This window comes from Pedobacter sp. BAL39 (assembly GCF_000170795.1).
GTDB lineage: Bacteria > Bacteroidota > Bacteroidia > Sphingobacteriales > Sphingobacteriaceae > Pedobacter.
The window spans coordinates 1-15,108 of the sequence record NZ_ABCM01000029.1 but is presented as its reverse complement, the minus strand read 5'-3'; the positions used below and the strand labels follow the sequence as shown (position 1 = coordinate 15,108).

Here is a 15,108-nt window from a genome sequence, read left to right as displayed (position 1 = left end):
TCGGTCGCTAATCAGGGGCCTGAAATAAAATCCTCTTAGCCGGATCAGATTTTCGCCTTTACTTCCCCGCAGGTCAGCATATTCTTCGGATAATATGGGTTTTTAATCTCTTCCTCCGCACTGATCCATTGCTGTCCGGTCATTGGGCAGACCTGCTGGTACAATGGCTGCCCCGCAGGCTGGATGCTCTTTATGATCAGCCAGATCTTTTCGGAAATCCCCGAAAAGTCGGCCCGTTGCTTGTTGATGTGCGTATGTGACGAAAGGTCTTCCGCCAAAATGCTGATCTCCGCACGCAACGCCGTGGAAGCATTCATCTCTTCCAGGCTCAGGCGTTTAAACCTGAATTTTGCCAGCGAAAGCCGTAAAGACTTCGCCGCTGTGGCCGCCTGCAGGGAGTCTGACAATACCAGGCTGTTTTTCAAAGTCAGGTAGTTGTCGAGCACCTCTTTTTTAGTGTGCTCCTGCTTCATTGCCGCTGCCGGAAGTGCCGCAGATTCCTGCGACATCCCTCGCATCCCCATCAGAAGAATGCCCATTATGATACAAATCTTTTTCATTTCTACTTTTTACTTTTTGCTATAATCTTGTCTACCTCACGCAGCATATCCTGCAGATGTTCCTGGTTTATGGTTCCCGGAGCGGCCATTGTTGCTACTACCGCCCGGATCCTTCTGATGTGCGCCAGCGCCAGTATCCTTGCGTCTCCGCGCTGGAGTGTACTCATCATCTTTCCATCGGCCATGTCTTTAGGATTAATGAGTGAATTCAGTTTCTCCAGATAGCCGCGTTGCAGTGCGCGTCTGTAGGTATCCCTCAGTGGATCGCCTGAAAACTTCTTCCATACCGCTGCCTGAAGATCATGTAGATACTCCGTAACAGGGTATGGTCTCGTAGACTTCAAGGCCCGTTGATTCAGGTTATACAAGATCCCCGGGCTCAGCAGCATGTTCAACATTTGGTTTTGCTGATCCATGATCTCTTCCATCGGTTTCAGCTCTATCTTCTCTCCAATTGCTTGCGGGTACATCCACAGCGGTGCTTCAAAAAGCTGCCTGTCCAGATAACCTACTGCACGTTTGACCTTCTCCCTCGGAACTTCGGTATAAACCTTGCCTTTTTCATCAGCACTCCGCTGTGTGATGTAACCGTTACCAATATTTTTCACTACATGGTACAGGTAAAGGCCAAATTGGCGTACTACAGCCTTATGCATGGTCTTGAGCTGGTCGTACATGTCACCCGGCTCATAGGTCCAGGTTACCAGATTGGGGACCACACGCTTCAGGTTTTTAATGCCGTAGTCACTCGCAGCGATGGCATCATCTCCCAGATCCTCCGTCTGACTCCGCGGATCTTCGTCCTTACCTTCACCACCGAACCACAACCTTGGGTTCTTTGACAGTGTATCAATGGTCATCCTGCTCAACGACTCACGCTCTTCAAACTCATCCTTATGGCCCGGCAGATACTGATAGCCCCATTGGATCGCCCATTTATCATACATACCAATCCGGGGATAAATGCCGGCGCTGCCGATGTGGTCCTCCGGTTGGGCAACATAGTTGAACCTGGCATAGTCCATGATCGACACCGTATGCCCGTTGGCTTCCACCCATTTCTTGTCTCGCAATTTTTCTACAGGAGTCTGACTGCTCGCACCCATATTGTGCCTCAGCCCAAGGGTATGGCCAATCTCATGCGAGGAGACAAAGCGGATCAGCTCTCCCATCAGTTCATCATCATAATTCATCTTGCGTGCCCTTGGATCCAGCGCTCCAGCCTGGATCATGTACCAATGGTGCACCAGCTTCATCACGTTGTGATACCAGCCCACATGGCTTTCAATGATCTCTCCGCTTCTTGGATCGCTGATCCTCGGTCCATAGGCATTCGCAGTTTCCGAGGCATAATACCTGATTACAGAGTACCGTGCATCCTCAAGGCTCATTGTGGTATCGTTTTCGGGCCATTCTTTGGCCACAATGGCATTTTTGAAGCCCGCCTGCTCAAAAGCCTTCTGCCAGTCGTTCACACCTGCAATAAGATATGGTCTCCATTTTTTAGGTGTAGCGGGGTCGATGTAATAAATAATCTGCTTTTTAGGCTCCACCATTTCGCCACGCCTATAGCTATCCAAATCCTCATCCTTAGGCTCTAAGCGGTAGCGCTGCACAAAAAACAAAGGTTCAGCCTGTTGTTTGTCCTCATCAAAAAGAACATACTTATTGGCAAAATATCCAATCCGCTCGTCTGCAATACGCTTGCGCATCGGCACCTTCGGCAATAGGACCATGGACGTGTTCAGGCGCAGGGTAATGCTGCCCGTCAGCGCCCCGGCCGTAATGGTTCCGGCAGAGGTGCTGTAGGTCTTCGTCGTTTTCACTTCTATATTGATCGGATAAGCATTTACCGACTCAATAAAGGAGCGGTCATCCGCCAGGCCACCCAGTTTCTTAGCTGTTTTCTCTTCCTGTGACATGGAAACTACCACATTCTCCTTCCGGAAGAAATCACTGACCTCAATGACAGAGTTGCCAGTAACAGGGTTCCTGGACTTGATATCAAAGCTGGCTACAATGGGATTGACCTGGGAGGATGTAACTGCTTTAAACAGCGACTGCTCCTCCGAACGGATATCCTGCTTGTACACCACCGCGCGCAGAAAAAGTTTGTTCGATGGCCCTTTCTCGAAGTACAGGGTCTGCTCGTTCGCCTTCTCTCCACCAAAGCTGCCCCCTCCCTGCGGCATGGCCACGTAACGCGTCACCGCTAGGATATACCTGTTTAGCAGACTGTCAGGAACCTCGAAATACCATTTGTTGTCCGTAAACTTAACGTCAAACAGGCCACTTTTACTGACTGCAGACTTAGGAATCAGCTTCTCGTAGCTGCCTGGTGCCTTAACCTGGGCACTATCGGATTTTGTCTCGTTCTTTTTTTCATTTTTTTTCTGCGCATACCCCGTCAGGGAGATGGCGCAGAAAAGGATACATAAAGCTCGTTTCATTGGTGTGTGTATTGGATAGGTATCCTCTAAAAAGGGATCACCTCGTCAGTATTCAGTGTCAGTCCGGGGTTTTTCTTCAATACATCCTGTGCAAAGGGGATGATATACAACCTGGAATTCGGCTTCAGCGTATAAGTCTGCTGAGGCACGGTCTTATTCACCAGAGGAAACAGGCGAACGGTTGTTTTTGCATACTCCGGCTCCAGGTTAAAACGTTTCAGGTCAAAGAAACGGTTAAACCCAAAAAGCAATTCCCTGCGTCTTTCAGTAATGATCAGGTCCATGGTCTCCTTTGTCGTGGCAGGTACAGCAAGGGTCGCCGCTGCAGAGGTAATCCGTTTCGTCCTGATTTTATTCAGCGTATTGATGGCTTCCCCAAGGTTGTTTTCCCTTGCATAAGCTTCAGCCAGCATCAGGTAAACTTCAGTCGTTTTGATGCCTACGGTAGGGTAAAAGAATTTGGTATATCCGATGCTGTAATAAGCTGTCCCCGATCCTGCATCCAGCAGACTGGTGCTGGTGGTATTGAAGAAAAGTTTAAATCGCGCATCGTCATCATTAAAAAGGTTCCTCAGTTCCGGACTGATGATGTAAGTATAGGCAAAGTTCATCTCGTTATAACCGGTCATATACATATAACTCAGCACTTCCGGATTATTAGGTGCCGTAACCGGAACTACGTTAGGTCCGCCCTGCGCGCTGTAGGCCACCAGGTCAAAAATCTGGTCGTTGTACGACAACGATTTGAGTGCGGCTTCCTTGGCCTGCGCATACTCGCGTTTAAACAAATGTACTTTTGCCTTTAGCGCCCATGCAAAAGCCAGAGAAGGATGATAAGGATCCGCCGGTTGTACCTCCAAGTGAGGAATGGCCTCATCAAGGTCTTTCTGGACAAAGTCATACGCCGCCTTAACGGTAGATTTCGTGGGCTGTGCCTCCAGGTCATACTTGTCCATGATACAAATACCGCCATCGGTAGCGGCGGTTGCAGGATCATAGGCCTTTGCATACACGTTGATCAACAGGAAATAGTCAAAAGCACGGAATGCCTTCGCCTCGGCCTTGGCCAGTGTTTTCATGGCTGCATCCCCATTGCTCTCATCAACAAGTGAGATGATCGTATTCCACCTGTTGATGTATTTGTAGGTCTGGTTATAAAAGGTAGAAGCCGACAACAGGTTGACTCTGTTCACACTTTCATCAAACGTGAAGTGTACCACATTGATGTTCTGCGTGGCGCCCACAATATTGTACTCCCGTGTCCACATATCATCCACCAGGTTTTGAATGTTGGTAATCGGATATGCCCGGTTCGGCAGCGATACCAGGTCATAGAAATCTTTTGTCGTAGAGACGAGTAAAGATCCTTTCGGGGTAAGTTCTGTATATTTTTTGCAGGACAACAGGAGCAGCAGAGGGAGGCACCAGAATAATTTATTAGCTATTTTCATGTTCAGAGGATTAAAAAGTGATGTTAAAACCAAGCAGGAAAGATTTCGGGATCGAATAAGCACGCGTCCCGCTGTTCAGGGAGTAAGTTTCCGGATCGATATCGTCACCAGCAGCACTCCAGTACCACAGGTTGTTCACCTGTCCGGTAAGTTTTACAGCACTGACATTCATCTTCCTGCTGATGCGTTTCGGCAGACTGTAGGAAAGGGATACATTTCTTAGTTTCACGTAGTCTGCATCCACCACCTGCTTGTCCGAATATTGCCATAGGCTAGATAATGTTCCCGCGGAGCTCCTCCATGCCTGCGGATAATCCAGCAACAGGCGTGGCAGATCAGATGTACCTGAACTGTTCCAGCGTCTGGTAATGTCTTCATCATTTACATCATCTGCATCAAGGGCTGTGACGTCCTTCCGTAGTTGATTACCTCCCGAAAACACCAATAAGGCACCAAGCTCGAACTGTTTGTACGAGATCCTTTGTGAGAAGGAACCATTATATTTAGGATTAAGTTGGCCCACACGAACCAGCGCATCCGGACTGTTGATGGCTGTGATTGCCGTAGGTGTACCAGAGGCATCAAAGGTCACGTTCGATTCTCCCTTTTCGTTTAGAAAATAAGGATAACCATTCACCATACCACCATATTTGTAGGCATAGAGACTGTTAAATGGTGTGTTTTGAAAGAAGTAATCTGTTGGTGAGCCAATGTAAGAATAACCTGTAGTTGCAGCATTGTTCACTTTCATTACCTCATTTTTGTTGAAAGCTACAACTATGGCAGATGTAATGGTCCAGTCTTTTGTCTTAAACCAGTCGCCACTTACGGTCCACTCGAGCCCTCTGTTTCTTAGCGCACCATTATTCAATACACGCGACGTGGCGCCCACCGTTGGATCCAGGTCGGTTGTCACCAATAAATCGGAGCTATTTCTGTTATAAATGTCAACGCTACCACGTAAACGGCTGTCAAACATAGCATAGTCGATACCAAAATTCGTCGTTGCTGTTTTTTCCCAGCGCAACATCGGATTGGGTAAGGTTGTGATGTCCAGGTACTGGAGCGCAGGATAGAGTACATCATTTCTTCTCCTTGCGACCAGGTACGGGGATGATCCCTGGTCAACATTTCCATTGATCCCATAAGTAAGCCTCGCTTTCAATGAACTTAACCATTTCAGGTCTTTCAGGAAATCCTCAGAGCTGGCATTCCAGCTTCCTCCCAATGACCACAACGGACGGTTTTTATACTTTGGATCGACGCCAAATAAGTCAGCCTGATCCACACGGATACTACCAGTCAGGTTATATTTGCCCTGATAAGTGTAACTCATATTGCTGTAATAAGAAAGGTAGCGGTGTTTAATCTCCGACTGTGTGCGGCCAACGGTTCCCAACGTGCGTGTACCTCCCAGATAAGTAGCCACACCCGCATTGCCCAAGGTAGCATAATCCAGGTTGGTCGAGCTCAGCGTCACCGGATCATATCCGTAGCGCAACTGCTCCAACGTTCTTGGAATGAAGGTCTGACGCATCTCAAAACCAGCAACTGCAGCCACATAATGCTCATTTTGGTCCTTCCCGAATCCACGGTTAAAGTTGAGCTGATTCCGGAAGGTATAATTGTTGCTCGATTTGTTGAACTGGTAATAACGTCCGCCTTCAGGCAATGCATGGTCATACTTGCCCGTAGTGCTGTTTAATGTGGTCATGATGTTGTAGGCATAACGCATTTTATAGCTGTTCGCCTCATAATATTGTTCTGCATCCGAACTGGAGTTTTCATACTGAAATTGAGTACTGATGCTTAAGCCTTTATAGAGTTTGGCTTCGATATTCGCAAAAGTCCGGAGTTTGGTATATTTAGTGGTAGTAATGCCTTCATCCAATGCATCGAGGACATTGAACCCAAAGGACTTCAGATTTGTATTGTTGGCCACGGCAGCAAGTAATGCGCCGTTAATGGCTCCGCCAGAAGTAAAACCATCGTCGATACCCACATAATCAGCAGTTACCCTGTTTCCCTGGGCATCAAGAATCCTTGCATACCTCGGCTGGATCTCGAAATTATTGTAATCCCCATCGGTTGCCTTATCATTCGCATAAGTACCATTCAGACCAAAAGTTGCTGTGAGCCAGCTTTTGAACTTAAAGGTGGATTTCATATTGAGGTTCAGGCTTTTGTTGATGTTATTGATGACCCTGCCTTTGCCTTGATCATAGTTCAGCGACAGGTAAGTATTGTTCTTGTCGGCATTGGAGCTCAGCGACAGGTTATAGCGCTGGCGCAGCTCATTTTGCCAGACCTGATCGGAGTACTCATTCATGTAATCATTCTGACGCCATTGTGTAAGGGTATTGTTCACTTCATCTGCAGACACCGTGCCCAGTTCCTGCAAACGATACAACTCATATAAGGGTGAATAATACTTTCTTGAGGAGCCGCCCAGCGTGCCATAAGGGGCAAACATACTGCTGATCGTCGAATATCGGCTTCTCTCGGCGTTATACACATCGGTCTCAAAGTCTATGAGGTCGCTTGTTGAGGCATAGTGCATTTTGCTGAGGTCCGGCTTACCAGTCACAAAAAGATCTGCATTCAGTGAGATCTGTACACCTGATCCCTTGCCTTGTTTGGTTGTCAATACGATCACCCCATTTGCAGAGCGTGACCCATAGATCGAAGCGGCGGCCGCATCTTTCAATACCGTAACCGACTCGATGTCGTAAGGGTTCACCTCATCCAGCGTATATTCGGTAGGCAATCCATCGATCACAATCAGCGGACTCGTTCCAACTTCACTAGACATCGTGCTGATGCCCCTCAACACCGGCTGATCAGCGGCGGCACCATTAGGGTTCTTCACGTAAACCAGACCGGCAACACGTCCTTCAAGCGCCGACAACAGATCGACGTTGATCTGTCTGTTCAGTTCTTTATTGTTCACAATTGTGTAGGCTGCCGCAGCACGCTCCTTGCTGATCGTCTGAAAACCATTCACAAAAACTTCATTTAGCAGCGACTGTGCCGGCTTCAGCACAATACTGATGTTGCTGGCTGAGATGGCAGGGCTGACATCAAACTCGCGCGCTGTGTAGCCCATGTAACTGAACACTACAGTGCTGTTTCCGGTAGCTACATTCAATACAAATTTTCCTTCGCCATCGGTTTGCGTACCTACAGTTGCTCCTTTAATGCGGACGATGGCCCCCGGGATCGCAGCACCAAGACTGTCGATCACCTTGCCCCGTACCTGATAAACCTCCTGAACGGCTTCTTTAGGTTTCAGGATGATCGTTTTTCTGGAAATCTCATAACTGAAGTTCTGTCCTCTAAATACGCGCTCCAGCACTTTATCAATGGTCGTGGCGGCAATCTCCGCCGTGATGGGTTTTGCATCTTTGAGATAGGCAGCGTCAAATACAAATTCATACCCGCTCTTCTTCGCCACCTCGGCAATCACCTGGTCCAGCGGTTTGTTCTTAAATGAGAAGGTGTAGTTATCAGATTGGGCTTTAATCGTACTGGACAATCCTGTCAGCACCATAAAGACGGTCAGTACCCTCAGCAGAAACAGCGAAGCGCTGTGACGCACCGCGGGTGCATTATTGAAAAAATTCATTATATACGTTTTTTTGGTTTATGATAAGTTTAGGTAGTGTGGTGTTTCAGGTAGCATTATTTCATTACAGAAATCCTCCTTCCTTCAACTTTAAACTTCAGGCCACTTGTAACGGACAACATCCGCAGGACTTCCGAAAGTGGTACATCTGCACTGATGTTGGCATAAATATTCCTGTCGGGCAGGCTATTGTAATCTACTTCGATATTATACCAGCGGCTCAGCTGCTTCATGATGTGGGCAAGTGCCGCATCCCGGAAGATAAACTTATTGTCTTTCCAGCCCATAAAATCTGCTGCATTCACCTCCCTGACCGACAGCTGTCCGGAGCTGAGATTCGCCTGTTCGCCTGGTTTCAGTACCACAGCAGTATCCATCCGGGCACTGATGAACCGGACCTTGCCTTCCAGCAATGTGGTGCTGATGAACTTGTCCTCAGGATAACTGCTCACATTGAACTTAGTACCCAGCACCTCTGTGCTTCCGGCGCCGGAAGTCACAATAAAAGGTTTCAGGGGATCCTTCGTCACCTCAAAATAAGCTTCCCCGGTCAGCCTTACCTCCCGTTTGTCGCCATGGAAGCCGACAGGAAAATCAAGCCTGGAACCAGAATTCAGGACCACCATGGTGCCGTCAGAAAGTGAAATCCGGTAGCGGCCACCTAATGGAGTAACAATAGAGTTCAGCACAGCAGCAGTATTGCGTTCATGTGCATCAGCAGTATAGATCAACCTTCCATCCGCTGTTCTGTGAATGGTAACTCCGCTATATGCACGCAGAACGGAGTCTTTTGATACCTTCAGGTCCACATTGCTGCCGTCCGGCAAAACCAGCGTAGCACAGTTACATCCGGGGAGGATAGCTGATCCGTCTTCGGTCTTGATGAACTCCTGGTATCCCAGCCAGGCCACACCACATATCAACAGCAGGCTGGCTGCAACTTTATACACCGGTGAAAATAAACGACGGAACGAAGGGCTTGGCTGTTCTTGAGTAGCCAGAGGCACTGTTCCCCTGTTGAGTTCGTTGATCCTAGCATTGATCTGAGCATGAAGCACCTGTAAATGAGCTTCGTGGGTACGGTCTGCTTTTGTAGTGGACACCTGAGCCAACGCCGAAACAATAAGTTCGCGTAACTCTTCTTCATTGACCACCGCAAACCAATCAAACAGTGTCGTTAACTCTGCTGATGTCGCCTCATTCTTTAAAAAGCGCTGGTACAATTCCTCTTTTTTATCTTCTCTTTTCATCTCGCGTTTCCATTGATACGCACGAAAAGCAAAAACACACTACTGTTAAAATAAAAAAAACTAAAATTCTACACAGCGTTATTAAAAAGAGGTAAAAAGCAGGAAGAAAAGAACAACTCTTCAGTCCTGCAACAGAAATCGCTAGAAAAAACACCTACCTTTTCAGGTATAGCGCAATAATAAATACCAAAAACTCTTTTGAATGAAAGAATACGTAATCTTTAATGTTTTTTGTTGCCTTAACAAGCTGATTGCTCACCGTAGACGTACTGATGTTTAATAATGTTGCGGCCTCCTCATAACTTTTCCCTTCCAGCCGGCACAATTTAAAGATCAGCTGGCGCTGGGGAGGTAATCTCGACAAGGCCTTTTCTAATAATTGTGAGCGTTCTTTATTTAAAATATAGTCTTCAGTATGGTTATAGAGTTCCGCAAAGGTCCTTAGCGTATGCTCGCGCATCTTCGCATCCCGGGCCAGCCGGCGGTAATAATCGTAAACGCTGTTCTCGGCAATGCGGTATAGCCAGGCCTGAAATGAAAGGTCCTCATTGATCTGCTCCCGGTTTTCCCAAACCTTCAGAAAGATATCCTGTAACAGCTCATCCGCCACTGCCGAAACCTTGGTCATGGCCAGAATCCTGCTATATATGGGATTGCTATAGAAATGATAAATGGTATCAAACGCAGTCCTGTCCCCTTCCTTCAGCAAAGAAAGCCACCTGCGCTCGTCCCCAAATTTTTCATTGATCATGATGTAGGGCCTGCCGCCCTGTTCCCCCCTGTTTAAACTGCTAAAGTAGGGATTTTATGTAAGTTTTCTTATCTCATTCATTATCAAAGCGGTCGAACAGGTATTTTTTAATAATCTGCTGACAAATAGCCGTCATAAACCTCCCTGCTGATCATCTCCGCGCCCAAACTCAGCAGGTGCTCATTCGGCATCTGACAGTCGATCAGCTCAAAACCTCCTTGTTTACACAACCAGATCAACGCCGTCTTAGATGCATTGCTGACCTTACTGAACATGCTTTCTCCACAGAACACGCTGCCAATCTGCAACCCATAAAGTCCTCCTGCCAGCTCCCCGTCCTTCCAGACCTCCACGCTCTTGCCATAGCCTTCCTGGTGCAGGCGGATGTAAGCCTCCTGCATCTCCTGTGTGATCCAGGTACCGGGTTGATCTTTGCGCCCGATTGCGGCACAGTTCCGAATCACCTCTGGAAAATCCTGATTGAAAGTCACGCTAAATACATCATCTCTTAAAACTTTAGCCATGCTTTTGCTCACCTTGACTGCTTCAGGAAAAATCACGCAGCGCTCGTGTGGTGAATACCAGCAGATCGGATCGTCCTCGCTGAACCAGGGAAAAATCCCGTGATGATAGGCCAGCAACAGCCGGTTCACACTCAGGTCGCCACCCACCGCCAGCAATCCATCGGGGTCTGCCAATGCAGGATACGGAAATACAAGCTCCTTTTCATCTAATCTGAAAACCATGTACAATAATAAAAGAAATCTTTATGATGTAACGAATGGGGCTGTTCTTCATCTAAAAATTATGAACTTTATCGGAAACCTCATCTGGATTATTTTCGGCGGTATATTTATCTTCTTCGAGTATATTATCGGGGGACTGGTACTGTGCCTCACTATAGTAGGCATTCCCTTTGGTATTCAATGCTTTAAGTTCGCCGTGGTCGGACTGGCACCATTTGGCGTTAAAATTACTGACACCTCATCCAACACCGGCTGCCTGTCGACCATCATGAACATCATCTGGCTGATCTTCGGCGGCTTTTGGATTGCACTGACGCACCTGTTTTTCGGGTTATTGTTCTGCATCACCATTGTCGGCATCCCCTTTGGAAGGCAGCATTTCAAATTGATGAACCTCGCCTTTTCCCCTTTCGGAAAGTCAATCAGTTAAGCGGAAACCAGATATAGCCACCTGACGCCACTAGCGGATATTGATCAGCCCTGTCGATTTGGAAAACTCAATCGCCTCAGCGCTATCATTAAACAGGCAGGCATGAACCCCCTTTGCACGGATCTGATCCAGGTATTCTTTTGCCAGCCCCTCTTTTTCTTTGCGGATGTTGCGAATGTATACTCCAGCCATATTTGAGGAATAACGCTCGGCAATCTTGGCGTAGATGGCCGGGTCCTGCTGCGAGTTGTCTCCAAAAAAAACAAACTTCTGGTTTGGAAAAGCATCGATGATGCGCAGCACACGGATAAGCTTTCCCTCATGGCCGGTTTTACCCACTTTTAAAAGGTCCTTCCACCGTTTAATCTGGTTTAACAGAAAGGCACCTTCAGGCAACTGGTTGTACCGGAAGGTCTCCACCAGATAATCATAAAGGTTCCATTCACTACTTGACACATAAAAGAAAGGATTTGGCTGCCCGACTTCAGTATGAGACCTCGACAACAGCTCGTAATGATGCTGCGCATCCGGAAATGTTTTCCTGGTTCTCGGGTTCTTGATGAACAGCTCCCTCAGCCTCCTCGCTATTGTCGCAGAATGGGAGATCATTACCGTATCATCGATATCAGATATGAAAGCGTACTGTGTGATGTGCGGCACAAAGACTGAACCCTCAGCAGTAGCGATCACCATTCCCGCTTCGTCCAGCGCATCCACCTTTACAGCATGCCAGCCGGCATCAACATCACGGTCGGCAGCCCATTCAAATTTGAAAAAGCCATCATACTCCGTTGTCTGCTCAATCTGCTGCCCCCTGAAATCAAGCCTTACTTTCACATGAGGGGCGGCCTTAAGGATGAACAGACGGATCAGGTGCAGGATATTCACAAAGATGTTATTGCTATACACCTGGGTCGTCTTCGCTTTAAACTGAAACACATGACCATACACGACAAGATTATGTGTATGACCATATCCATGGTAGACTTTAACAACTGCAGATTTATTCATTGTTAAACAAAACAGAGTAAAGGGCCAGTTGTTTGTGTTGTTAAAGAATCCTTATGAGCGCGCAGCCTCCCAACATGAAACTCCTTTACATCATCAATCCCGGATCGGGCAGTCAGGGTACTGACATCAAAGCCGCCATCAGTAGTCATTTTGCCGAAAGTCCCCATGAGTTTGAGTGTTATGAATTGCCCAGGGACTGTTCAATTGAACAAATCAAAAAAAACATAAAAAGCGCAAAGGCCGACCGTGTGGTTGCCGTTGGCGGAGATGGCACCTTAAAACTGGTTGCAGACTGTTTGCTGGGTAGCGACACCCCTATCGGCATCATCCCTACAGGTTCAGCAAATGGCATGGCCAAGGAATTGGATATCCCCCTCGATATCGACGAAGCCATTCTGAATACCATAAATGGAAAGCCACGCACCATCCATGCCGTCAAAGTAAACGGAGAGCTGTGCATTCACCTGGCAGACATCGGCTTCAACGCTTATGTTGTCAAGAAATTTGACGACCTTCCTCAACGGGGCATGTGGGGTTATACAAAAGCAGCCTGGAAAGCCCTGTGGAGCCACCATAAGATGGAAGTGGAAATCAAACTCAATGGTGAGGTCATCCGCTCAGAAGCCGCAATGGTGGTCATTGCCAATGCTACTATGTATGGAACAGGTGTGAAGATCAATCCTGAAGGTGACCTTAGCGACGGATCCTTCGAGGTCATCCTGGTCAAGACCTATTCCGTATTTGAAATTTTAAAAATCCGCTTTACCGACCTGCCCTTCAATCCAGAACATATTGAGCTGTACAAAACGGACACGCTGAACATCAAAACAAAGCACAAGGCGCACTTTCAGGTAGATGGTGAATACATGGGTAAGATCAATGCTTTGGAGGCTTCCATCATTCCAAAGGCGATTCAGGTCATTGTTCCCGGATAAATTCAGAAATGAGGCCTTGTTACTCAGCAGATTCCCGTCATAAATGGCATTCCGCAACAAGGATGATTACTTGCAATACCGGGCAATGAGCTCATCGGCTTTTGAAGAACCCATGTTTTTTACGAATATAAAATCTTCGCACGCACCGACTTCATCTCCCTGTTTGAGCTTACGCTTACCATCTTCAATCCTCGAAGCAAGGTATTCTTCATCATAGCCCAGTTCTGCCTTCAGGGCCTCTATCCGGCGCAGTTCCTCAGGTTTGGCATTTCCCTCTTTTTTCTGATAAAAATGAAGTACGGCATTGGTCAGCCCTTCATTGGACTTGTAATTGGAAATTGCCTGCTGGATCTGTGCAGGACTTCGCTCATTGACTCCCGTCCCGGAAAGAGAAAAAGTCATAGGCGCGATTAAAACCACCGAAGTATCATGACTCGCTGGCACCGTCCACTTCCCGCTGCTCAAACGGATCAGCCGGAGGGCCTCATCATCAAGGTCGGTGCCTATCCCCTGGCGCACCAAAGCCCCATATACCTTGCCTTCCCGATCTAATTTGAAGGCAACAGTTACCGTCCCCTGAATAAAGTTCTGATAGGAATATGCCGGATATACCTTATTGGCATTTACAAAGGCATTCAGCCCCCCTTTCAGGCTCGGCTGGGCCTTCACACTTATCGATATCAACAACAGAAATGCTAGAAAAATCCTGACCATATACCAATTTAAGCATTTTTAACGAGAAATGTTTTGAGATGACCCTTCAGCACACAGGAAATGACTTTTCTTTACTTCAAAATGCTCAGGCATTGGCTTCGCCAAAGGTACCGCGCAGGATGACGGCCGGATCCGGGCAATTTAACAGATAAATCTGTCTCTTAGAAAACTGGCATACCCCGGGATAGTCGCCCTTCAGTCCCTGCATGTTCAGGATTACCTGAAAGTGAAGGTGAGGTGGCCAATGCCCGTTCTCTTCTGCAATTCCAAAGGATGCAAAAGCACTACCCGCGGGAAGGGGCATACCTACTTCAAGTCCTTTCAGCGAATCCAGGCTCAGATGGCCGTAAAGCACATGAAATTCCAGGCCGTCAACCTCATATTTCAGAATTACGGTCGCTCCATAGTCGCCAAAACCATCGTTAAAACGAAAGCTATGTACCTGGGCATCGTGAAAGTTATAGACAACAGTACCTGCAGGGCCCCAGATGTCCACACCAAGATGAAGCCTCCGTGGCTCCCCGGCATCGTCAAAATGCTGGCTCCTTGAGTAAATGCTGCGGTGTTCGTTGTATCCACCGATACCATACCGGCAGTGATTTGCCGCCAGCTGCCCGGCAACCCAGGCGCTGAAACGCATATCGTCGTCCAGCAACTCCGGAACAAGCGCTACATTTGAAGCACTGAAATCCATCGGCAGGAGCAGGTCGGCAGCCGCATCAAAGTCCACGACCTTTCCCAACACCATGGTACCAAGTACATCCTCAAACTGCTGAGCCGTCGTCATGATGCTGGTTATTCGGATTCCTCGCCCTCAATATCTTTGCGCTCCCTGGAAATCTTGTCAAACAACTTATCCATATGTTCAACATATTGATTGGTATCATCAACAAAGAAGGTAAGTGTAGGTACCACCCTTGCCTGATGGCGTATTCTCGCCCCCAGTTTATACCTGATCTCCCCGGCGTGTGCGTTTACTTCTGCAACAGATAAAGTGGTATTGTTCGTATTCAGAAAGCTCAGGTACACTTTTGCTACGGCAAGGTCCGGCGATACCCTCACCTTCGTAATGGTAACCAGTGTATTGGGCAGATAGGATGCACCTTCACGTTGAAATATAGCTGCTAATTCCTCCTGCAGTACCCCTGCAAACTTCTGCTGACGTTTACTTTCCATAATTATCCT

At 47.6% G+C, this 15,108-nt stretch carries 13 protein-coding genes; 2 read left to right on the top strand and 11 right to left on the bottom strand.

The window, feature by feature from the left end:
* Positions 1 to 44: 44 nt before the first annotated feature.
* The 7 genes from PBAL39_RS23155 to aat all read right to left on the bottom strand — a co-directional run bounded on the left by PBAL39_RS23155 (position 45) and on the right by aat (position 10,833).
* Positions 45 to 560: a DUF3347 domain-containing protein gene (locus tag PBAL39_RS23155; RefSeq protein ID WP_039867558.1), complete on the bottom strand. Its 516-nt coding sequence runs from the start codon at positions 558 to 560 to the stop codon at positions 45 to 47.
* Positions 561 to 562: 2 nt separating this feature from the next.
* A complete protein-coding gene (locus PBAL39_RS23150; protein WP_008246286.1) occupies positions 563 to 3,010 on the bottom strand; it encodes a zinc-dependent metalloprotease in 2,448 nt (815 codons plus the stop codon).
* Between the two features lie 26 nt (positions 3,011 to 3,036).
* On the bottom strand, positions 3,037 to 4,461 hold the full coding sequence (locus PBAL39_RS23145) for a RagB/SusD family nutrient uptake outer membrane protein (protein ID WP_008246285.1): 1,425 nt from the start codon (positions 4,459 to 4,461) through the stop codon (positions 3,037 to 3,039).
* A 10-nt stretch (positions 4,462 to 4,471) separates the two neighbouring features.
* Positions 4,472 to 8,086 (bottom strand): SusC/RagA family TonB-linked outer membrane protein, encoded by a 3,615-nt coding sequence (locus PBAL39_RS23140; protein WP_008246284.1) that lies wholly within the window; start codon positions 8,084 to 8,086, stop codon positions 4,472 to 4,474.
* A 56-nt stretch (positions 8,087 to 8,142) separates the two neighbouring features.
* Positions 8,143 to 9,336, bottom strand: coding sequence for a FecR family protein (locus PBAL39_RS23135; protein ID WP_008246282.1), 1,194 nt, complete (start codon positions 9,334 to 9,336; stop codon positions 8,143 to 8,145).
* Between the two features lie 154 nt (positions 9,337 to 9,490).
* A complete protein-coding gene (locus tag PBAL39_RS23130) occupies positions 9,491 to 10,087 on the bottom strand; it encodes an RNA polymerase sigma factor (protein WP_008246281.1) in 597 nt (198 codons plus the stop codon).
* A 107-nt stretch (positions 10,088 to 10,194) separates the two neighbouring features.
* Complete coding sequence (gene aat / locus PBAL39_RS23125; RefSeq protein WP_008246280.1) at positions 10,195 to 10,833, bottom strand: leucyl/phenylalanyl-tRNA--protein transferase; 639 nt, start codon at positions 10,831 to 10,833, stop codon at positions 10,195 to 10,197.
* Between the two features lie 61 nt (positions 10,834 to 10,894).
* On the opposite strand from aat, the gene PBAL39_RS23120 reads away from it, so the two are divergent.
* Entirely contained in the window at positions 10,895 to 11,263 is a 369-nt protein-coding gene (locus PBAL39_RS23120) for a YccF domain-containing protein (RefSeq protein WP_039867566.1), read from the top strand.
* 30 nt (positions 11,264 to 11,293) lie between these two features.
* On the opposite strand, the gene PBAL39_RS23115 is transcribed toward PBAL39_RS23120, so the two are convergent.
* The gene (locus tag PBAL39_RS23115; protein WP_008246278.1) at positions 11,294 to 12,274 is read right to left on the bottom strand and encodes an App1 family protein; all 981 of its coding nucleotides are present in this window, start codon (positions 12,272 to 12,274) and stop codon (positions 11,294 to 11,296) included.
* A gap of 53 nt (positions 12,275 to 12,327) precedes the next feature.
* Here PBAL39_RS23115 and PBAL39_RS23110 point away from each other — a divergent pair, with 53 nt between their 5' ends.
* Complete coding sequence (locus PBAL39_RS23110; protein WP_008246277.1) at positions 12,328 to 13,209, top strand: diacylglycerol kinase family protein; 882 nt, start codon at positions 12,328 to 12,330, stop codon at positions 13,207 to 13,209.
* A gap of 66 nt (positions 13,210 to 13,275) precedes the next feature.
* Here PBAL39_RS23110 and PBAL39_RS23105 read toward each other — a convergent pair whose 3' ends face one another.
* The 3 genes from PBAL39_RS23105 to rbfA all read right to left on the bottom strand — a co-directional run bounded on the left by PBAL39_RS23105 (position 13,276) and on the right by rbfA (position 15,099).
* Positions 13,276 to 13,923, bottom strand: a complete 648-nt coding sequence (locus tag PBAL39_RS23105) for a TonB family protein (RefSeq protein WP_008246276.1) — start codon at positions 13,921 to 13,923, stop codon at positions 13,276 to 13,278.
* A gap of 85 nt (positions 13,924 to 14,008) precedes the next feature.
* A complete protein-coding gene (locus PBAL39_RS23100) occupies positions 14,009 to 14,710 on the bottom strand; it encodes a peptidoglycan DD-metalloendopeptidase family protein (RefSeq protein ID WP_008246275.1) in 702 nt (233 codons plus the stop codon).
* A gap of 8 nt (positions 14,711 to 14,718) precedes the next feature.
* Positions 14,719 to 15,099 (bottom strand): 30S ribosome-binding factor RbfA, encoded by a 381-nt coding sequence (gene rbfA, locus PBAL39_RS23095; RefSeq protein WP_039867562.1) that lies wholly within the window; start codon positions 15,097 to 15,099, stop codon positions 14,719 to 14,721.
* Positions 15,100 to 15,108: the final 9 nt, after the last annotated feature.